The organism is Vibrio sp. 10N.286.49.E11 (assembly GCF_041469505.1).
GTDB classification, from domain to species: Bacteria; Pseudomonadota; Gammaproteobacteria; order Enterobacterales; family Vibrionaceae; genus Vibrio; species Vibrio crassostreae_C.
Genome location: NZ_JBFRKQ010000050.1, coordinates 34,800 through 53,578, shown reverse-complemented (window position 1 = coordinate 53,578; position 18,779 = coordinate 34,800). Strand labels below are relative to the sequence as shown.

The following is an 18,779-nucleotide window of genomic DNA, read 5'->3' as shown; positions in this document are numbered from 1 at the left end:
ATGAGCAATAGATTTACTCGCGGTAAATACAACTATAAAAAAGCCGAAACCAAGGTTCCGACTTTTATGTTTTCATCTTACTGATTCATGAATCCACTAACCTAGGTTAGTTCGACTCACTAAATCGTGTAATGTTTGCGCCTAAGGCTGACAATTTATCTTCAATCTTATCGTAGCCACGATCGATGTGATAAATACGGTCAACGATGGTTTCACCTTGAGCAATACAGCCAGCAATAACAAGGCTCGCAGATGCGCGAAGGTCCGTTGCCATTACTTGAGCGCCGCTCAGTTTTTCCGTTTCACCACAGATAGCCGTGTTACCTTCGATTTCCGCTTTTGCACCCATTCGCTGTAACTCAGGAATGTGCATAAAACGGTTTTCAAAGATAGTCTCTGTGATAACACCACTGCCCTTCGCCATCATGTTAAGCAGAGTAAACTGTGCTTGCATGTCGGTTGGGAAACCAGGGTGAGGTGCCGTTACGATTTTCACCGCTTTCAGTTCACGACCCGTCATATCAAGACTGATCCAGTCTTCGCCCGTTTCAACCTTCGCACCCGCTTCTTCAAGCTTCGCTAAGGCAGCTTCAAGAAGATGAGCGTTGGTGTTGCGACAAACCACTTTACCGCCAGAAACAGCAGCAGCAACCAGGAAAGTACCTGTTTCAATACGGTCAGCAACCACAGAGTGTTGGCCACCACCAAGACGTTCAACGCCTTCGATAGTAATCGTATCTGTACCTGCGCCAGAAATTTTAGCACCCAGTTTGTTTAGGAAGTCAGCCGTATCAACAATCTCAGGCTCACGTGCTGAGTTATCGAGTACTGTTGTTCCTTCCGCTAGCGTTGCTGCACACATGATAGTAATGGTGGCACCCACACTTACTTTATCCATCACGATGTGCGCGCCTTTCAGACGGCCATCAACACTTGCTTTCACATAACCATCTTCCAACTTAATGGTCGCACCTAGTTGCTCTAGGCCGTGGATATGCAGATCAACAGGTCGAGCACCAATTGCACAACCGCCTGGAAGTGACACTTGGCCTTCACCAAAACGAGCGACTAGAGGACCTAAAGCCCAGATAGAAGCACGCATTGTTTTCACTAAATCGTAAGGCGCACAAAATTCATTAATTTCGCTGCCATCAACATGAACACTACCATTACGCGATACTTTTGCGCCTAAACGCTTAAGCAGTTCCATCGTAGTATCGATGTCACGTAGGTGAGGAACGTTACTTACTTCCACTGGCTCTTCAGCAAGAATTGAAGCAAATAAGATAGGTAGCGCTGCATTTTTTGCGCCTGAGATCGTCACTTCACCGCTTAGCGGCTTATCCGATCCAATAACTCGAAACTTTTCCATCATAAACCTTAAAGTGACATCAGTTTCTTATCACGTTCCCACTCTTCCGGCGTGAAAGCCTTAATAGAAAGAGCATGGATGTCATTGCGTTGAATGTATTCCATTAGTGGGCCGTAGATTAGTTGCTGCTTCTTAACTCGATTCATGCCGTCAAAACATGGATCAACCGCAACAACTTCGTAATGACTGCCTTCCCCTTTCACGAAAATTTCCTGAAGGTTCAGTGCTTCTGCTAATAATTCTTGTACTTTTGTGCTGTCCACAAATAGCTCCTGCCTAATTTTTTATGTGTTCTGCCATCATTGGCTGGATATTGCTCAATTGGAACAACGTTCGTAATTGTTCTGGCACGAAACTGAGCATTATATGACAGTTTTGATTTTTTGCATGCTCTAATAAGTGAATTAGCATCACCATTCCTGCTGAATCGACTCGATTTATATGGCTAAGGTCAATTTCAACGCTCGATTCCGTCGTTTGCCACTTTTCCAATATACGCCAGATTGCAGGGACACTGTCTCGGTCTAAATCACCGAACAGTTGATACTCTTTAGAGCTTAGTGCTTGCCATTGAGAATGGCTCATCATTTGTTACTCTCAAAACGAATCGGTTGTGCGGCTAATTTCTCTAGTTCGTCTGCAACTTGTAAGATGCCTTCTTGACGAATCTTAGTATTCCACTCCGATTGCTTGCTCGACAACAAGCTAATACCTTCGGCAACCATATCAAATGCTTTCCACTCGCCAGATTTCTTGTCTTTGCGAAGCTTAAATTCAAGCTTAATGTTTGGTCGCGGCGTATCGATGATGTCGACCTTGATACTGGTAATGCGGCTATCCGCTTTGATTTTTGGTTCTGGACCAAATTCAATCGTCTGATCTGTGTATTGAGTCAGCACTTGGGCATAAGAAGAAACAAGGTATTTACGGAATGAATCGATAAACACGCCCACGTCTTTTCTATCCGCGCCTTTCAAGTTTGGTCCAAGTAACTTAAGAGCTGCATATTGTGCATTCACATAAGGCATCAACTCTTCTTCCACGATGACCTTCAATAACTCTGGATCTTGGTGGATGTTGTCTTGTTCACTCTTCAAACGCTCAAATGCCACTTCGGCAACTTGAGTCATCATCTGGTAAGGCTGAGTACGGTCAATCGATTTTGCAGCAAAGGCTTGGGTAGAAATAAGCAACGCCATTGCCGCCATAAACATTGATTTCAAGTAACCAATAGCTTTTAAATAACTAATAGTTTTCAACATTATCTTATTCCTTAGCTTCGCTGTCATTAGAACCACCAACGCTATACAGCACTTGGCCAATCAAATCTTCTAGTACCAATGCTGACTTAGTGTCTTCAATTGAATCACCATCGACCAACATCTCTTCATCATCAAAAATGAAGCCTGGAACCAGACTAATGTACTGCTCACCAATTAAGCCAGATGTTAAAATTTGAGCACTAGAGGTATCTGGAAATTGTGAGTACTTCCCGTCAATAGACAGTTCAACGACAGGAAGGTAGCTCTCGGTATCAAGCTCAATGCTTTTAACTCGTCCAACAACGACGCCACCCACTTTCACTGGAGAACGAACTTTTAGGCTGCCAATGTTGTCAAAGGTCGCTTTTAGATTGTAAGTATGGTTCGAACCTATGCCTTTTACGTCAGCGACTTGAAAGATCATGATTAAGATTGCGCAAATTCCGGCAATAACAAAGGTGCCGACCCATAATTCTAATTTTCGAGTTTGTTGCATGATTAATTCCCAAACATCAATGCGGTAAGAACAAAATCTAGCCCTAGTACCGCTAGAGAAGAGTGCACTACAGTGCGTGTGGTTGCCTGACTGATACCTTCTGAAGTCGGTACTGCGTCATAACCATTGAAAAGTGCGATCCAAGTTACGGTGATAGCGAAGACCATACATTTGATCATGCTGTTACCAATATCTCGGCCAAGTTCTACTGAAGACTGCATCGCAGACCAGAAACTGCCGTGATCAATGCCTTTCCAATCAACACCAACCAGTTGACCGCCCCAAATACCTACCGCCATAAAAATCATAGCAAGCAATGGCATTGAGATAAGCCCGGCCCAAAGACGTGGTGCAATAATGCGTTTAAGAGGGTCAACGGCCATCATCTCAAGGCTTGAGATCTGCTCTGTTGCCTTCATTAACCCAATCTCTGCCGTGAGTGCTGAACCGGCTCGACCTGCAAATAATAACGCAGTCACCACAGGCCCCAACTCACGCAACAGTGAAAGCGCGACCATTTGACCAAGGTTTCCCTCAGCGCCGTAGTCAATTAACACGACATAGCCCTGCAGGCTGAGCACCATGCCGATAAACAGACCCGAAACTAAAATAATAGCCAATGACTGAACGCCAACGCTATAAAGTTGTTTTACTAATAAGGGGAAGTTTTTTAGTCGCGGGATGCCAAACAAAGCCCCAAATAACATCAGGCTTGCTCGACCAAATGACTCACAGCTCGCAAGTGTACGCTTACCGACACCCGCAATAGTTTTAACAATCATATTAAAACAAATCCTTTTCTAAGCTCTTCGCAGGGAATCTAAATGGTACTGGACCATCGGCTTCGCCTTGCAAAAATTGCTGCACTCTCGGATCGCTATTGTTGTACAACTCATCAGGTGTTCCAGCGGCAATAATCTTGCTATCTGCCATGAGGTAAACCCAATCAGCAATACTCATCACCTCTGGCACATCGTGAGAAACAACAATCGAGGTTAAGCCCAAGGCTTGATTGAGATTTCGGATCAATTCAACCAATACGCCCATGGTGATGGGATCTTGGCCAACAAACGGCTCATCGTACATGATAAGTTCTGGATCCAGTGCGATTGCGCGCGCCAGTGCGGCACGCCTAGCCATTCCGCCAGACAACTCACTCGGCATCAATTGCGCAGCACCACGTAATCCTACCGCTTCAAGCTTAAGTAATACGATGGTACGAATGAATTTTTCATTAAGTTCAGTGTGCTCTCGCAGCGGAAACGCCACATTATCAAAGACATTGAGATCCGTAAAAAGCGCACCCGATTGAAATAGCATGCTCATTTTCTTACGTGCTTGATACAGCTTTCGACGTGATAATGCAGGGACATTGTCGCCATCAAACCAAATTTCGCCTTCATCTGGCGGCAGTTGCCCACCAATCAAACGCAGTAAAGTCGTTTTGCCAATCCCAGACGGCCCCATGATTGCGGTTATCTTGCCTTGAGGCACCTCTAAACTGATGTCATCAAAGATAACGCGCTCACCACGTGAGAAGCTGAGGTTCTTAACTTTCACAAGCTCAGTGTTCAACATATTTTTGTTGTTTCCTTGCTTTAAAAAACGCCAATTATGGCTGCAATAATAATGAGTCTACTTTAGAATTAAAAGCACTGTTCAATTAATTCATATTAAACAGGAATCTATGCAGGGATTTGAAAGCATTAGGAAATTATCTATTGATCTCTCTTTCTTGCCTGCTAACTGGTAATTAATTTGCCGAGTGACTTCCCTTTTATCTAGCAACAGGTCAAAATTAGCGGTTAATTCTCCGTTTTTATTAATTTTTTAGGAATCATCATGCTTGAAGCGATTGCGTTTCTTATTATCGGTCTAGGTTTTTTGGTGTGGAGTGCAGATAAGCTGGTTTACGGTGCCGCTGCTCTTGCTCGCAACTTCGGTATTTCACCACTAGTTATCGGTATGACGATCTTAGCAATGGGGTCTTCGGCTCCTGAAATGATGGTTTCTGCGACAGCAGCCCTTGATGGCAAAACAGATACAGCTGTAGGCAACGTACTGGGCTCTAACATCGCCAACATCGCGCTGATTTTAGGTATTACAGCCCTTATCAAACCGTTATCGATTAGCTCAGGCGTGATTCGTCGTGAACTACCATTAATGATCGGTGTCACTCTGCTAGCGGGCGCCCTATTGTGGGATAACCATTTAGGCTTCTATGAAGGCGTGTTGTTGTTTGTTCTTTTTGCCGCGTTTTTGTTTGCTATGTTGCAAATCAGCCGCAGCGAGAAAAAGAACGGCGATGCTTTCCTTGATGAGCAAGAATCAGAGATCCCTGAAGGCGTAAGTAACCCTAAGGCTGCAATGTGGGTCGTGATTGGTCTAATCGTCCTACCTTTAGCTGCTGATATGCTGGTAGATAACGCTGTGATCATCGCGAAGTTCTTCGGCATGAGCGACCTTGTCATTGGTTTAACCATCATTGCTGTTGGTACTAGCCTTCCTGAACTTGCAGCATCACTAGCCGGCGTTATGAAGGGTGAAGATGATATGGCTGTAGGTAATATCATTGGTTCAAACGTATTCAACATCCTTGCTGTTATGGGTATCCCGGGCATCCTAAACCCTTCGATCTTGAGCGAGTTCGCTATGGGTCGTGACTTCTGGGTAATGCTAGGCGTATCGCTACTACTTGTTGTGATGGCACTAGGAAAATCTCGTAGTGTGAATCGTATTGAAGGCGGCGTGTTAATTGTGACGTTCGTGGCCTACCAAAGTTACCTATTAATGAACATGTCGGCTTAATTGTTGATTTAACTTCCCGTACTTGGAGTATTTGATGTCTCAGCCATTTGATTACCGCAGCGTTGCAAAACAAGTTTTGGAAACCGAAGTTGCAGGTCTCACTCAATTAGACCAATATTTTAATGATGATTTTTGTAAAGCTTGCGACCTTATCCTGAACAACAAAGGCAAAGTCGTTGTGATGGGCATGGGTAAATCAGGCCACATTGGCAACAAAATCGCAGCAACATTGGCAAGTACCGGGACATCGGCTTTCTTTGTTCACCCAGGCGAAGCGGCGCATGGCGACTTAGGCATGATCGAACCTGGTGATATTGTGATTGCAATATCCAACTCCGGCGAATCGGGAGAAATCCTCAGCCTATTTCCTGTGTTAAAGCGTCTGAGCATCAAGATCATCAGCATGACAGGCAAGCCAGCATCAAACATGGCAACCCTGTCTGATATCCATTTACAAATTTCAGTACCGGAAGAAGCTTGTCCGCTGGGCTTAGCACCAACAACAAGTACCACGGCGACTTTGGTCATGGGTGATGCATTAGCCGTTGCACTTTTGCAGGCTCGAGGCTTCACCGCTCAAGACTTTGCCCTGTCTCATCCTGGTGGCGCTTTAGGTCGTCAGCTGCTGTTGAAGCTCGACGACATCATGCACACAGGCGATTCACTTCCTGTTGTAGCACCCGACGCACTAGTAAGAGACGCTCTACTAGAGATATCTCAGAAAGGCTTAGGCATGACAGCAATCGTTGGTGAAGATGGCCAAATGGCCGGTATTTTTACCGATGGTGATTTACGCCGTATCTTAGACAAACGCGTTGATATCCATAACACGCAGATCGGTGATGTGATGACGCTAAACCCGACGGTAGCCGAGCCAAACATGCTCGCGGTTGAGGGCTTAAACTTGATGCAAGCGAAGAGCATCAATGGCCTGATGTTATGCCAAGAAGGTAAATTAGTCGGAGCGTTAAACATGCATGACTTACTGAAAGCAGGAGTAATGTAATGACACAGACAGTCGAAACTCTATACGGCACTGTTAATTCAGATGTATTTGCAATTGCAAAAGAGATCAAACTGCTGATTTGCGATGTCGATGGTGTCTTCTCTGATGGTCGCATCTACATGGGCAACAACGGTGAAGAGCTGAAAACCTTCCACACTCGTGACGGTTACGGTATCAAATCACTGATGAACGCAGGCATTGAAATCGCGATCATCACGGGTCGCAAATCTCAAATTGTTGAGAATCGTATGACCGCTCTAGGCATTAAGCTGATTTATCAAGGTCAAGACGATAAAGTTAAGGCATACCAAGATATTTGCGATAAGCTTTCTGTAAACCCCGAAAATACAGGTTACATCGGAGACGATCTGATTGACTGGCCTGTAATGGAAAAAGTTGGCTTGAAGGTCTGTGTGGCAGATGGGCACCCGCTACTTGCAAAGCGTGCAAACTACGTGACAACCATTAACGGTGGTCATGGCGCGGTACGTGAAGTCTGTGACCTTATTTTACAAGCAAGAAATGAACTCGACGTGCATAAAGGTTTAAGCATATGAGTTTTACTCGTATTATCTATTTAATACTCATATTTATTGCCTCTTGGTCGACCTATTACTTGTACGACAAAGAGCAAACATCAACGATACAAGTGGCTCCAAATTTGGAGCTGCCCGCGTTTAGTGGCAAAAGCCTGAACAACATTAGCTACGACGAAAGCGGTATTCGCAGCTATCAGGTTGAATCGACGTATTTAGAACACTACTCAGTAGTTGGCGATACGCACTTTCAAAACCCAGTTCTTTCGGTATTCCGTGAAGGCCACACGATTGAATGGCAAGTCACCGCTGATCGCGCGATTATGGATGAGAATCAAGTTGTCACGTTTTATGACAACGTCGTGGCAAAGAACCTGTTGCCAGAAGCCAGCTTCGATACAATGACCACAGATAAAATGGTTGTTGAGCTGCCTAGCCGAGATTTTTATTCAGAGACTCCGGTCCATATGATCGGTACATTTTTTGAAACTGAGGGACAAGCAATGAAAGGTAACTTCGGTACCAACAATGCAACCCTCTTTAATTCTGTTCAAGGTAGATATGAAACTCTTACACCTTAGTTTATTCGCTTTGACCCTTGCGGCACCTAATGTCTATGCTCTGTCTTCGGATAGTGAGCAACCTGTCTACATTGACTCAGACAGCCAGCAATTGGATATGAAAAGTAACCAAGTGACTTTCCTTGGTGATGTGAACCTTAAACAAGGCAGCATCAATATCAATGCCGATAAGGTTATTGTTACTCGTAACGCCGTAAACGGTGAGATTGAAGAAATTCAAGGCTTCGGTAAGCCAGCAACCTTCTCTCAGCTTACTGACGACGGTAAGACACTCTACGGTGAAGCTGACGACCTGCACTACCAGCTTGTTGCCGACCGACTGATCATGACTAAGAATGCGATGTTATCTCAAGATGGCAGCATCATTCGCGGTTCTAAGATCACTTACCAGATCGGTTCTCAGAAATTAGTCGCTGACAGTGGTGAAAACAAACGAGTGTCAACGGTTTTACAACCAACGGAAGTGAATAAGTAACGATGGCTGTTCTTAAAGCAAAAAACCTAGCGAAAACCTACAGTAAACGTAAGGTTGTTACCGATGTAAGCTTACAGGTAGAGTCAGGCCAGATCGTCGGTCTGCTTGGGCCTAACGGTGCAGGTAAAACCACATCTTTCTATATGATAGTTGGTTTGGTGGCGCGTGATGAAGGTACCATCAGCATTGATGACCGAGACATCAGTATCTTACCAATGCACAGCCGCTCTCGTCTTGGTATCGGTTACCTGCCTCAAGAAGCATCGATTTTCCGTAAGTTGTCCGTAGAGAACAACATCATGGCGGTTTTACAAACCCGTGATGAAATGACCAACGAACAACGCCAAGATAAGCTGGAAGACCTGCTAGAAGAGTTCCACATCCAACATATCCGCACCAGCAATGGTATGGCTCTGTCGGGTGGTGAGCGTCGTCGTGTAGAGATTGCTCGTGCACTAGCAGCAAACCCGCAGTTCATTCTATTGGATGAACCATTCGCCGGTGTTGACCCGATCTCAGTAATCGATATCAAAAAAATCATTGTTCACCTGCGTGATCGCGGCTTGGGCGTTTTGATTACCGACCACAACGTTCGTGAAACATTAGACGTGTGTGAAAAAGCTTACATCGTAAGCCAAGGACACCTGATCGCTGAGGGTACTCCTGAAGATGTTCTCAATAACGAACAAGTTAAACAAGTTTATCTAGGCGAACAATTCCGTCTATGATTATATAGAGAGTATCGAGAGTTCTAAGAATAATAACTAGGTAAGTCACACTGAATGAAACCCTCATTACAACTTAAGCTAGGCCAACAGTTAGCAATGACTCCTCAATTGCAGCAAGCGATTCGTTTGTTGCAATTGTCTACTTTAGATTTGCAGCAAGAGATTCAAGAAGCACTTGAATCTAACCCACTACTCGATGTCGAAGAAGGCAATGAAGATACGCCAACATCGGAAGAAAAACCTAGCAGTGACGAAAAAGAAACTGTTGAAGCCACAGAGCAAGACTTACCTGATAGCTCAGACTTAATCGAAAAATCAGAGATTGGCAACGAACTAGAAATCGACACAACTTGGGAAGACGTCTACAGCGCGAACACCGGTAACACGGGTATTGCGATTGATGACGACATGCCGGTTTATCAAGGCGAAACCACTCAAAGCCTGCACGATTACCTACTTTGGCAACTCGACTTAACGCCATTCACTGACACCGACCGAAGCATCGCTTTTGCATTAATCGATGCCATCGACGACTACGGCTACCTCACTGTAACTTGTGAAGACATCCTTGAAAACTTCGACAATGAAGAGATCGAGCTTGATGAAATTGAAGCGGTACGTAAACGAATTCAGCAGTTTGATCCGCTAGGTGTCGGTTCAGTCAACCTGCAAGATTGCTTGTTACTGCAACTGGCAACCTTTCCCCAAGATACGCCTTGGCTTAACGAAGCTAAGTTAGTACTTACTAGCCATATCGACCAACTCGGCAATCGCGATTACAAACTGGTTATCAAAGAGACCAAGTTGAAAGAAGCAGAACTACGTGAAGTTTTGCAACTGATTCAACAGCTGGACCCTCGTCCTGGCAGTAAGATTACTCCGGATGAAACTGAGTATGTGGTTCCAGATGTATCTGTCTTCAAAGACCTTGGCAAATGGTTAGTGACCATTAACCCTGATAGCGTGCCTAAGTTGAAAGTGAATCAGCAGTACGCTGATCTGGGCAGTAAAGGCAACAGCGCCGACAATCAATACATCCGCTCAAATTTGCAAGAAGCAAAGTGGTTAATTAAAAGCCTAGAGAGCCGAAATGAGACGCTACTCAAAGTTGCGCGATGCATTGTTGAACATCAGCGTGATTTCTTCGAACATGGCGAAGAAGCGATGAAGCCAATGGTTCTTAATGATGTTGCGTTAGCTGTTGATATGCACGAATCCACGATCTCTCGTGTGACGACTCAAAAATTCATGCATACGCCACGTGGTATCTTCGAGCTCAAATACTTTTTCTCAAGCCATGTCAGCACTGACAATGGCGGTGAATGTTCATCTACAGCAATTCGCGCACTCATCAAGAAGCTTGTCGCAGCGGAAAATACCGCGAAGCCTCTAAGTGATAGTAAGATTGCTGCTTTACTGGCTGACCAAGGAATTCAGGTAGCTAGACGTACCATAGCGAAATACCGTGAGTCTCTGGGCATTGCCCCATCGAGTCAGCGTAAACGCCTGCTATAAGCTCATTTAGTCGCTAGTTACTTAGCAACTATGATCAGGCAACCAACTGAAAAGGAAAGTCTATGCAAATCAATATTCAAGGCCATCACGTTGATCTTACCGATTCAATGCAAGACTATGTTCACACCAAATTCGACAAACTTGAGCGCTTCTTTGATCATATCAATAGCGTTCAGGTTGTTTTAAAAGTTGAGAAAATCAATCAAATCGCAGAAGCTACCCTGCATATAAATCAGGGGGAAATCCATGCGACAGCAACAGATGAAAGCATGTATGCCGCGATTGATTCATTGGTTGATAAACTCGTCCGCCAACTCAACAAGCACAAAGAAAAGCTAAGTAGTCACTAACATGCAATTAAGCGAAGTACTTTCATTGGACTGCACCAAAAGTGCAGTCCAATGCACAAGCAAAAAAAGAGCCCTTGAGCTCATCAGCCAGATAGCAGCTGAGAGCTGCGGTCAAGATTCAACAGAGCTATTTGAGTGTATGTTGAGCCGTGAGAAGATGGGCAGTACCGGTATTGGTAATGGTATCGCGATTCCCCATGCTCGTATGAATGTCAGTGATAAAGCGATAGCTGTATTACTGCAATGCCAAGATCCTATCGAATTTGATGCGATTGATAATCGTCCTGTCGACCTACTATTTGCCCTGCTTGTTCCTAGCGAACAATGCAAAGAGCATCTAAAAACCCTTTCTTGTATGGCAGAACGACTAAACGACAAGCAGACTCTTAAACAGCTGCGTAATGCTCAGAGCGATCAAGAGCTTTACGACATCATGATTCAAGTGCCAACTTGCGAGCAATAACATGCGATTAATCGTGGTTAGTGGCCAATCAGGGGCCGGTAAAAGTGTTGCGTTACGAGTCCTAGAAGACTTGGGGTATTACTGTGTCGATAATCTACCAGTAAACCTGCTCAACAACTTTGTCGAATCGGTACGCGAAAGCAACCAAAACGTTGCGGTAAGTATTGATATACGTAACCTACCGAAAGAGCCTCAGTTAGTCACCGACACGCTCGAGCAACTCGAGTCAGCTACAAACATCGATGTTGATGTATTGTTCCTCGATGCCAGCAAGCAGACACTCCTTAAGCGCTACAGCGAAACCCGCAGAATCCACCCTTTATCAATTGGCCAAGAAAAGCTCTCTCTTGAGCAAGCGATTGATTTAGAGAAGACACTTCTGACACCTCTCGCAGAGCACGCCAGCATTGTGATCGACAGCAGTGACTGCAACCTCTACGAATTGAGTGAAAAGGTTCGATTTAAAGTTGAAGGCAAAGAGAAGCAAGAGCTGATCATCGTCTTTCAATCTTTCGGTTTTAAGTATGGCTTGCCAAGTGATGCCGACTACGTGTTTGATGTTCGCTTTTTGCCGAACCCTCACTGGGAACCTGCACTACGACCACTAACCGGGCTAGATGCACCAATTCACTCCTTTCTAGAAGAACATTCAGAAGTTCTGGAACTCAAGCAACAGATCCAAGGCTTTGTTGAACAGTGGTTACCAATGTTAGAGAAGAACAATCGCAGTTACCTAACGGTCGCGATTGGCTGTACTGGCGGCAAACACCGCTCGGTTTATCTAACCCAGAAAATTGGTGAGTACTTTGAGCAACTTGGCCATCAAGTTCAAATCAGACACGCCTCCCTAGAGAAGCACCAACAGGGCTAACCATGGAATTAACTCGAACTGTACTGATCCAAAATCGCTTGGGTCTTCACGCTAGAGCAGCCGTAAAGTTGGTTGAGCTTGCACAAAGCTTTGATGCAACCATCACTATCCATAGCGAAGAAGATAAAACAGCAACAGCAGACAGCGTAATGGGGTTACTTATGCTGGAATCAGCGCAAGGGCAACATATTACGATTCAAGCTGCAGGTACCGATTCACAGCAAGCACTGGATGCCGTCTGTCATCTCATTGAAGACAAGTTTGATGAGGGTGAGTAGCGAAAACGCTTCACTCACAACGCCTAAGACTCAAACAACGAACCAACCAATATTAAATCTTAGTTCTATCTAAGTTTATGATTTAAATAAGCCCCAGAATTAAGTTACTATTCCAACCATTGTTAGAATAATGAGATAGGAGGAAAATATGGCAGAGCAATTAGAATTCGACCAAGCTCACCAAACCCTCCAAGAAGTCAGCGAAGCCCTAGAAAACGGCCGATTTGTTCACGTACGCCGACAACTTCAGGACATGGAACCTGAGGATATTGCACACCTTTTAGAAGCCTCCCCTCGCAAAAGTCGTGACGTACTCTGGCAACTCACCGATCCTGAAGACTACGGTGAAATTCTTGATGAACTAAACGAAGACGTCAAAGATGCTCTTGTGTCAAAAATGGCACCTGAGACCTTGGCAGAAGCAACCGAAGGCATGGAAACCGATGACGTCGCTTACGTACTTCGAAGCCTACCCGACGATGTTTCTCGCGAAGTCCTTTCTCAAATGGACTCCGTCGATCGTGCGTTAGTTGAAACCGCCCTGTCGTACCCTGAAGATTCAGCGGGGGCGATCATGAACACCGACGTAATCACGATTCGTGGTGATGTCGATGTTGACGTTGTATTGCGCTACATGCGTATGCGTGGCGAACTGCCGGATGCAACTGATGCTCTGTATGTTATTGATGAAGAAGAACGTCTTATCGGTAACCTATCACTTACCACGCTAGTAACGACTCAACCTGATGTCCCTGTTTCAGAAGTGATGGATGATGCCGACGAAGCGATCGCGGTAGAAACCAGTGCGTCAGATATCGCGAGCCTGTTTGAACGTCGTAACTGGGTTTCTGCGCCTGTCATCGATAGTAACCAGCACCTTGTTGGTCGTATCACCATCGATGACGTGGTTGATGTTATCCGTGAAGATGCCGAACACTCAATGATGAGTATGGCGGGTATGGACGATGACGAAGATACCTTCGCACCGGTCGTAAAATCTGCTCGTCGTCGTAGTGTGTGGCTTGGTGCTAACGTACTCGCAGCACTGGCGGCAGCATCTGTATCAAACATGTTTGAAGCAACGCTCGATCAAATGGCAGCGATTGCGGTTCTGATGACTATCGTGCCTTCGATGGGGGGTGTTGCGGGTAACCAAACCGTTGCTCTGGTGATTCGTGGTTTGGCACTCGGTCATATCGGTGACAGTAACAAACGCGAACTGCTACTCAAAGAGGCAGCCATCGGCTTCCTAAACGGCGTTCTATGGGCCGTTATCATTGGTGGTATCGTGGTGGCTTGGAAAGGTAACTGGATACTGGGAGGCATCATCTCAGCGGCGATGATGACCAACTTGATTGTCGCAGGTATTGCTGGTGTAACTATCCCAGTGATGTTGAAGAAGATGAATATCGATCCAGCCCTTGCTGGCGGTATGGCACTGACCACAGTAACCGATGTTATTGGCCTATCGGTGTTCCTAGGCTTAGCGACCATACTGATCTAGTTAGCATAAGCAGTTAGCCAATTTTTGGCGAAATACAGAAAACAAAAAGGGAGCCACGGCTCCCTTTTTTAATTCATCAGATTCGCTTTAATTGAATTACTCACCCGCGACTTTCATCGACTCAAGCAGGATAGAACCCGTTTGAATTTGCGAACGTGTTTCTACGTCGTTACCCACAGCAACAATCTGAGTAAACATGTCTTTTAGGTTACCTGCGATTGTTACTTCTGATACTGGGTATTGGATCTCTCCGTTTTCAACCCAGAAACCTGCAGCGCCACGTGAATAATCACCCGTTACGGTGTTTACGCCTTGGCCCATCACTTCAGTGACTAGGAAGCCAGTACCCAACTCTTTTAGCATCTGCTCAAAGTTTTGACCGGTCGATTTAACGAACCAGTTATGAATACCACCAGCATGACCGGTTGGCGTCATATCCATCTTACGTGCGGCATAGCTCGTTAGTAGGTAAGTTGCTAGCACACCGTCAGTGATGATTTCACGATCTTGAGTGAACACACCTTCGCTATCGAATGGGCTTGAAGCCAAACCACGCAAGATATGTGGTCGCTCAGAAATGTTAAACCAGTCAGGTAGGATTTTCTGACCGAGATGATCCAATAGGAATGACGACTTGCGGTAAAGGTTACCGCCACTGATCGCCATAACAAGGTGACCAATCAAGCCAGTTGCCACATCATTAGCGAACATAATTGGGTACTGGCCTGTTGGTAGCTTTTTCGCATCCAAACGGCTAATGGTCTTTTCTGCAGCTTCTTGACCTACACGCTCAGGCGTCCACAGCTCGTCACGGTGACGTGCAACGGTGTAGCTGTAGTCACGCTCCATCTCACCGTTAGCGCCTTGTCCAATTACACAGCAGCTCGTGCTATGACGACTAGAAGCATAGCTTGCTAGTAAGCCATGGCTGTTACCATAAACCTTAACGCCATAGTGGCTGTCGTAGCTTGCGCCATCACTCTGTTTGATCTTATCGCTATAAGCTAACGCTTGCTTCTCAGCAGCAATCGCAATCTCAGCGGCATAGTCAGGGTTTGGTTCATCAGGGTGAAAAAGATCCAAATCTGGAATTTCTTTTACCATGTATTCTTTTGCCGCAGGACCGGCAAATGGGTCTTCAGACGTGTACTGAGCGATATCAAGTGCGGCCGCGACGGTTTGAGCAATCGCCTTTTCACTCAGATCAGATGTAGATGCGCTGCCTTTTTTCTGGCCGCGATAAACAGTAATACCTAGCGCACCATCACTATTAAATTCAACGTTTTCCACTTCACACATACGTGTTGAAACACTTAAACCCGTTGACTTAGTAATAGCGACCTCAGCTGCGTCTGCACTCACTGATGCCATATCCAACGCTTTAGCTACTGCGGCTTCTAGCTCAACTCTTTGCTGGGCGACTTGCTGTTTTACATCCATATCTATTCTAATTTTTTAGGTCAATATTACGTAGGATAACAAGAATTTCGCTTTCTCCCCAAGATTCTTGCTAAAATAGGCAATATATTCGTTTGAGATAGTGACATAGGCAGAAAAGATGGCTCGCAAAAACCAAAAAGCCCCATGGGAACCAGAAGAAGAAATCATCTGGGTAAGTAAGACAGAAATGAAAACCGACATGGAAGCGCTACAAAAACTGGGGGAAGAACTTGTTTCCCTGAAGCCTTCTGTATTAGACAAGTTTCCTCTGTCTGAAGATTTGGCACAAGCGATTAAAGATGCACAACGCTTTAAAAATGAAGCGAAGCGCCGTCAACTTCAATACATTGGTAAAGTAATGCGCAATGTTGATCCTGAGCCAATTCAAGCGGCTTTGGATAAAGTACGTAACAAGCACTCGCAAGCAACCGCTGAACTACATAAGCTTGAGCAACTGCGTGATCGTGTTGTTGCTGAAGGTGATGCGGCTATTTCAGAAGTAATGGACATGTACCCTGAAGCAGACCGTCAGCGTCTTCGTCAGCTAGCTCGCCAAGCTAACAAAGAGAAATCAGCGAACAAGCCAGCAAAGGCTTCTCGTGAAATCTTCCAAATCTTAAAAGAGCTAAAGCTAGAAGACTAATCTTTGTCGCTTTATTCTGTAAGACAATAAAAGACCTAGCGCATGCTAGGTCTTTTTGTTTTCTACGTACTCAATATCAGAGAGATTAAACAAGAGTGATGAATCGTCACTCACCCGCTTTAACAAATGAGCTTAATTCTGTCTGTGGATGATCCGCCGTCAGTGCCTCTATCGAGTCTTCAACCAACACCTTACCTAGCGCCACAAACACAAACTTATTCGCGATACTGCGTGCGTCACCTAAATGGTGAGTCACCATCAAGACCGTAATATTTCGCTCTGCCGCTAATCGCTTCACTAAGCTAAGCATCTCTTCACGCAGCAAAGGATCAAGCGCAGAGAAAGGTTCATCAAGCAGCCAAATATCATGAGGTTGGACAAAACAACGCGCTAACGCAACACGCTGGCGTTGACCGCCGGATAAGTGCTCAGGCAACCTATCCAAATACTCAGCGACGCCAACTTGCGCTGCGGCTTGCTCCACAGCTTGCTTTTGGGTTGCAGTAAGCTTTAAACCTGGATGCAGACCTAAACCAATATTTTCTCGCACCGTAAGGTGAGCAAACAGGTTGTGCTCTTGAAACAACATCGCCAACGGACGCTGATGTGCTTCTTTACCAATAAGCGACTGCCCAGCCACTGATATCTCACCCGATGTAGGCTCGATGAAACCAGCAACTAGCGCCAACAGTGTAGACTTACCCGCACCACTCGGCCCCATAAGTGCAACAATATCGCCCTGCTCAGCTTGAAAATCAAAGCTAAACAACTCTCTGTGATAGTGGTAATCCACATCTTTCATCACTAACATCATCGGTTCCTTAATTCTTTAGCATCGAGCTTAGATCTTCGAGTAAATAAGAATTCTATTAAGCTAAAACTGCCGACACTCAGTAACAGTAAGCTCACAGAAACTACCGCCGCCGCTTCCATTTGATAGCTGCCTAACAATTGGAATAGATACAAAGGCAGAGTTCTAAAATCTTGGCTACCAAACAAAGCAATCGCGCTTAAGTCACCCATCGCCAACATAAAGCTAATCGAGAAGGCTTGCGCCATCGGCTTACGCAATGCTCGCCACTCCACTAACCTAAAACGCGTGAAACCTGTCATACCCAAGCTTGCACACACATACTGGTACTGCTGAGACAAATGCAGCATAGGTTGAGCTAGGGTTTTAATTACGTAAGGCAGCGCCATTAAGCTGTTGACGGCAATCACGATAAAGAAAGCTAAACTGAATACATCGGTGAATGAACGCAGTAATAAGAAGATACCCGTACTGATCACCAGCCCCGGAGTCACCAAGATAATAGTGCCAATCAGCTCGATTTTATCGGCTCGAAAATTCTTGTTCTGTAAACGCCATGCTCGGCTAGTCAGTAGTATGGCGATACCAATACCAACTGCGATAACACTTGCTAATGACGCGACTTTAACCGAGGTCATTAACGCCGCCCAAAACGGCTCGCTGCTGAGTACGGTTAATGCCTGCGAGTTAATTCCACTGACGATAACCATAGCTAATGGCGGCAATACCAGCATTGAGACTATGATGATCCAAAAGCTATCCCAAGCTTTTGACCACCAGCTGTCCTTAACCAAATATTTCTCTTCCGACAGCTGACTGGCCGTCACTGAAATAGGCTTCGATAGGCGTTGAATGCTCACCGCTAGCACACCACACAGCAGCATTTGCCATATCGCGAGCAAGGCACCAGCTTGAAGGTCAAAGTCGAATTTAATCGCCTGATAAATAGCGAGCTCGATAGTGGTTGATTTAGGTCCACCGCCTAGCGCCATCACGGTAGCAAAGCTGGTAAAACACAACATGAAGACTAAGCCACACACATGTGGTAATTGCTGTCTTAAGCGAGGCCATTCAACCCATCTGAATTTGTTCCAATGACTCATACCCAAGTGAGCACAAAGCTTGTGTTGCTCGGCAGGCACGGTATCTAACGCTTGCAGAAGTAAGCGACTGGCATAAGGCAAGTTGAAGAAAACGTGCGCCAGCAAAATACCATTCAATCCGTATATGGAAAATGGCAATTCAATATCGAAGTTCGCCAAAAACTTAGCTAACCAACCACTATTGCCATAGATCGCAAGTAAGCCAAATACACCCACTAACACTGGCAGGACTAAGGTCGACGCGAACAGCCTTAACAACAAAGCGCGTCCAAAAAATTGTCTACGACACAGCGCATGAGCAATAGGTATAGCAAAGCCAACACTCAGCACCGTTGAGAGTGTCGCCTGATAAAAACTGAATTTCGTTACATGCCAATAGTAGGGATCGGACCATACTTGGCTGATATCAAGAGAAGGGGCATTGCTAAGCAATGCCCCAACTGCTGAAACCACGAAGGCGGTAATGAGTATCGCTACCCAAATCCCAACCTTAGGTGTTTTCTTTATCATAGATTGATTTTTTACCGTAAATGGTTC

The 18,779-nt window shown here is 45.3% G+C and carries 23 protein-coding genes; 13 read left to right on the top strand and 10 right to left on the bottom strand.

The genetic code is table 11. The features are described 5' to 3' along the window. Positions 1-106 precede the first annotated feature (106 nt). From murA to mlaF, 7 genes are read right to left on the bottom strand one after another with little or no spacing between them, the layout of a single operon-like run. Positions 107-1,372, bottom strand: a complete 1,266-nt coding sequence (gene murA / locus AB4167_RS11595) for a UDP-N-acetylglucosamine 1-carboxyvinyltransferase (protein ID WP_017058925.1) — start codon at positions 1,370-1,372, stop codon at positions 107-109. An 8-nt stretch (positions 1,373-1,380) separates the two neighbouring features. Next, on the bottom strand, positions 1,381-1,635 hold the full coding sequence (gene ibaG / locus AB4167_RS11590) for a BolA family iron metabolism protein IbaG (RefSeq protein WP_017058924.1): 255 nt from the start codon (positions 1,633-1,635) through the stop codon (positions 1,381-1,383). A 13-nt stretch (positions 1,636-1,648) separates the two neighbouring features. After that, positions 1,649-1,957, bottom strand: coding sequence for a lipid asymmetry maintenance protein MlaB (locus AB4167_RS11585; protein WP_017058923.1), 309 nt, complete (start codon positions 1,955-1,957; stop codon positions 1,649-1,651). Further along, a complete protein-coding gene (locus tag AB4167_RS11580) occupies positions 1,957-2,586 on the bottom strand; it encodes an ABC transporter substrate-binding protein (RefSeq protein ID WP_372136559.1) in 630 nt (209 codons plus the stop codon). Before AB4167_RS11580 ends, AB4167_RS11585 begins: the two co-directional genes overlap by 1 nt. A gap of 52 nt (positions 2,587-2,638) precedes the next feature. Beyond that, entirely contained in the window at positions 2,639-3,130 is a 492-nt protein-coding gene (gene mlaD / locus AB4167_RS11575) for an outer membrane lipid asymmetry maintenance protein MlaD (protein ID WP_017058921.1), read from the bottom strand. A gap of 2 nt (positions 3,131-3,132) precedes the next feature. After that, the gene (gene mlaE / locus AB4167_RS11570) at positions 3,133-3,912 is read right to left on the bottom strand and encodes a lipid asymmetry maintenance ABC transporter permease subunit MlaE (protein ID WP_017058920.1); all 780 of its coding nucleotides are present in this window, start codon (positions 3,910-3,912) and stop codon (positions 3,133-3,135) included. Between the two features lies 1 nt (position 3,913). Continuing rightward, positions 3,914-4,708 (bottom strand): phospholipid ABC transporter ATP-binding protein MlaF, encoded by a 795-nt coding sequence (gene mlaF / locus AB4167_RS11565; protein ID WP_171733232.1) that lies wholly within the window; start codon positions 4,706-4,708, stop codon positions 3,914-3,916. Positions 4,709-4,972: 264 nt separating this feature from the next. On the opposite strand from mlaF, the gene AB4167_RS11560 reads away from it, so the two are divergent. The 12 genes from AB4167_RS11560 (at position 4,973) to mgtE (ending at position 14,245) form a co-directional block, all read left to right on the top strand. Continuing rightward, on the top strand, positions 4,973-5,938 hold the full coding sequence (locus tag AB4167_RS11560; protein ID WP_017063737.1) for a calcium/sodium antiporter: 966 nt from the start codon (positions 4,973-4,975) through the stop codon (positions 5,936-5,938). Between the two features lie 34 nt (positions 5,939-5,972). Further along, complete coding sequence (gene kdsD / locus AB4167_RS11555) at positions 5,973-6,944, top strand: arabinose-5-phosphate isomerase KdsD (RefSeq protein ID WP_017058917.1); 972 nt, start codon at positions 5,973-5,975, stop codon at positions 6,942-6,944. After that, positions 6,944-7,501: a 3-deoxy-manno-octulosonate-8-phosphatase KdsC gene (gene kdsC / locus AB4167_RS11550; protein ID WP_017058916.1), complete on the top strand. Its 558-nt coding sequence runs from the start codon at positions 6,944-6,946 to the stop codon at positions 7,499-7,501. The genes kdsD and kdsC overlap by 1 nt, the downstream gene beginning before the upstream one ends. After that, entirely contained in the window at positions 7,498-8,061 is a 564-nt protein-coding gene (gene lptC, locus AB4167_RS11545; RefSeq protein ID WP_004735306.1) for an LPS export ABC transporter periplasmic protein LptC, read from the top strand. The genes kdsC and lptC overlap by 4 nt, the downstream gene beginning before the upstream one ends. Continuing rightward, positions 8,042-8,536 (top strand): lipopolysaccharide transport periplasmic protein LptA, encoded by a 495-nt coding sequence (gene lptA / locus AB4167_RS11540; protein WP_017058914.1) that lies wholly within the window; start codon positions 8,042-8,044, stop codon positions 8,534-8,536. The genes lptC and lptA overlap by 20 nt, the downstream gene beginning before the upstream one ends. A gap of 2 nt (positions 8,537-8,538) precedes the next feature. Then, positions 8,539-9,264: an LPS export ABC transporter ATP-binding protein gene (gene lptB, locus AB4167_RS11535; protein WP_004735304.1), complete on the top strand. Its 726-nt coding sequence runs from the start codon at positions 8,539-8,541 to the stop codon at positions 9,262-9,264. Positions 9,265-9,318: 54 nt separating this feature from the next. Further along, positions 9,319-10,779, top strand: coding sequence for an RNA polymerase factor sigma-54 (locus AB4167_RS11530; RefSeq protein WP_017058913.1), 1,461 nt, complete (start codon positions 9,319-9,321; stop codon positions 10,777-10,779). 62 nt (positions 10,780-10,841) lie between these two features. Next, positions 10,842-11,129, top strand: coding sequence for a ribosome hibernation promoting factor (hpf, locus tag AB4167_RS11525; RefSeq protein ID WP_009847742.1), 288 nt, complete (start codon positions 10,842-10,844; stop codon positions 11,127-11,129). A gap of 1 nt (position 11,130) precedes the next feature. Continuing rightward, complete coding sequence (ptsN, locus tag AB4167_RS11520; protein ID WP_004738707.1) at positions 11,131-11,592, top strand: PTS IIA-like nitrogen regulatory protein PtsN; 462 nt, start codon at positions 11,131-11,133, stop codon at positions 11,590-11,592. Between the two features lies 1 nt (position 11,593). After that, positions 11,594-12,463 (top strand): RNase adapter RapZ, encoded by an 870-nt coding sequence (rapZ, locus tag AB4167_RS11515; protein ID WP_017063735.1) that lies wholly within the window; start codon positions 11,594-11,596, stop codon positions 12,461-12,463. 2 nt (positions 12,464-12,465) lie between these two features. After that, positions 12,466-12,741 (top strand): HPr family phosphocarrier protein, encoded by a 276-nt coding sequence (locus tag AB4167_RS11510; RefSeq protein ID WP_017066670.1) that lies wholly within the window; start codon positions 12,466-12,468, stop codon positions 12,739-12,741. A gap of 148 nt (positions 12,742-12,889) precedes the next feature. After that, entirely contained in the window at positions 12,890-14,245 is a 1,356-nt protein-coding gene (gene mgtE, locus AB4167_RS11505) for a magnesium transporter (RefSeq protein ID WP_017058911.1), read from the top strand. Between the two features lie 96 nt (positions 14,246-14,341). Here the strand turns inward: mgtE and pmbA are convergent, their stop codons facing one another. Continuing rightward, positions 14,342-15,685, bottom strand: a complete 1,344-nt coding sequence (pmbA, locus tag AB4167_RS11500) for a metalloprotease PmbA (RefSeq protein ID WP_017058910.1) — start codon at positions 15,683-15,685, stop codon at positions 14,342-14,344. Positions 15,686-15,803: 118 nt separating this feature from the next. Between pmbA and yjgA the strand changes: the two genes are divergently transcribed. Next, positions 15,804-16,328 (top strand): ribosome biogenesis factor YjgA, encoded by a 525-nt coding sequence (gene yjgA / locus AB4167_RS11495; protein WP_017069408.1) that lies wholly within the window; start codon positions 15,804-15,806, stop codon positions 16,326-16,328. Positions 16,329-16,434: 106 nt separating this feature from the next. On the opposite strand, the gene thiQ is transcribed toward yjgA, so the two are convergent. Next, positions 16,435-17,139 (bottom strand): thiamine ABC transporter ATP-binding protein, encoded by a 705-nt coding sequence (gene thiQ, locus AB4167_RS11490; RefSeq protein WP_017071293.1) that lies wholly within the window; start codon positions 17,137-17,139, stop codon positions 16,435-16,437. After that, a complete protein-coding gene (gene thiP / locus AB4167_RS11485; RefSeq protein ID WP_017058907.1) occupies positions 17,139-18,752 on the bottom strand; it encodes a thiamine/thiamine pyrophosphate ABC transporter permease ThiP in 1,614 nt (537 codons plus the stop codon). The genes thiQ and thiP overlap by 1 nt, the downstream gene beginning before the upstream one ends. Positions 18,753-18,779 lie beyond the last annotated feature (27 nt).

Excerpts from the sequence above, each read along its gene's own strand:
- murA (WP_017058925.1), bottom strand. The coding sequence starts at position 1,372 with ATGGAAAAGTTTCGAGTTATTGGATCGGATAAGCCGCTAAGCGGTGAA.
- ptsN (WP_004738707.1), top strand. The coding sequence starts at position 11,131 with ATGCAATTAAGCGAAGTACTTTCATTGGACTGCACCAAAAGTGCAGTC.
- mlaF (WP_171733232.1), bottom strand. The coding sequence starts at position 4,708 with ATGTTGAACACTGAGCTTGTGAAAGTTAAGAACCTCAGCTTCTCACGT.
- rapZ (WP_017063735.1), top strand. The coding sequence starts at position 11,594 with ATGCGATTAATCGTGGTTAGTGGCCAATCAGGGGCCGGTAAAAGTGTT.
- thiP (WP_017058907.1), bottom strand. The coding sequence starts at position 18,752 with ATGATAAAGAAAACACCTAAGGTTGGGATTTGGGTAGCGATACTCATT.
- lptC (WP_004735306.1), top strand. The coding sequence starts at position 7,498 with ATGAGTTTTACTCGTATTATCTATTTAATACTCATATTTATTGCCTCT.
- mgtE (WP_017058911.1), top strand. The coding sequence starts at position 12,890 with ATGGCAGAGCAATTAGAATTCGACCAAGCTCACCAAACCCTCCAAGAA.
- kdsD (WP_017058917.1), top strand. The coding sequence starts at position 5,973 with ATGTCTCAGCCATTTGATTACCGCAGCGTTGCAAAACAAGTTTTGGAA.
- lptA (WP_017058914.1), top strand. The coding sequence starts at position 8,042 with ATGAAACTCTTACACCTTAGTTTATTCGCTTTGACCCTTGCGGCACCT.
- AB4167_RS11580 (WP_372136559.1), bottom strand. The coding sequence starts at position 2,586 with ATGTTTATGGCGGCAATGGCGTTGCTTATTTCTACCCAAGCCTTTGCT.
- AB4167_RS11585 (WP_017058923.1), bottom strand. The coding sequence starts at position 1,957 with ATGAGCCATTCTCAATGGCAAGCACTAAGCTCTAAAGAGTATCAACTG.
- mlaD (WP_017058921.1), bottom strand. The coding sequence starts at position 3,130 with ATGCAACAAACTCGAAAATTAGAATTATGGGTCGGCACCTTTGTTATT.
- mlaE (WP_017058920.1), bottom strand. The coding sequence starts at position 3,912 with ATGATTGTTAAAACTATTGCGGGTGTCGGTAAGCGTACACTTGCGAGC.
- AB4167_RS11510 (WP_017066670.1), top strand. The coding sequence starts at position 12,466 with ATGGAATTAACTCGAACTGTACTGATCCAAAATCGCTTGGGTCTTCAC.
- yjgA (WP_017069408.1), top strand. The coding sequence starts at position 15,804 with ATGGCTCGCAAAAACCAAAAAGCCCCATGGGAACCAGAAGAAGAAATC.
- hpf (WP_009847742.1), top strand. The coding sequence starts at position 10,842 with ATGCAAATCAATATTCAAGGCCATCACGTTGATCTTACCGATTCAATG.
- kdsC (WP_017058916.1), top strand. The coding sequence starts at position 6,944 with ATGACACAGACAGTCGAAACTCTATACGGCACTGTTAATTCAGATGTA.
- pmbA (WP_017058910.1), bottom strand. The coding sequence starts at position 15,685 with ATGGATGTAAAACAGCAAGTCGCCCAGCAAAGAGTTGAGCTAGAAGCC.
- AB4167_RS11530 (WP_017058913.1), top strand. The coding sequence starts at position 9,319 with ATGAAACCCTCATTACAACTTAAGCTAGGCCAACAGTTAGCAATGACT.
- AB4167_RS11560 (WP_017063737.1), top strand. The coding sequence starts at position 4,973 with ATGCTTGAAGCGATTGCGTTTCTTATTATCGGTCTAGGTTTTTTGGTG.
- thiQ (WP_017071293.1), bottom strand. The coding sequence starts at position 17,139 with ATGTTAGTGATGAAAGATGTGGATTACCACTATCACAGAGAGTTGTTT.
- lptB (WP_004735304.1), top strand. The coding sequence starts at position 8,539 with ATGGCTGTTCTTAAAGCAAAAAACCTAGCGAAAACCTACAGTAAACGT.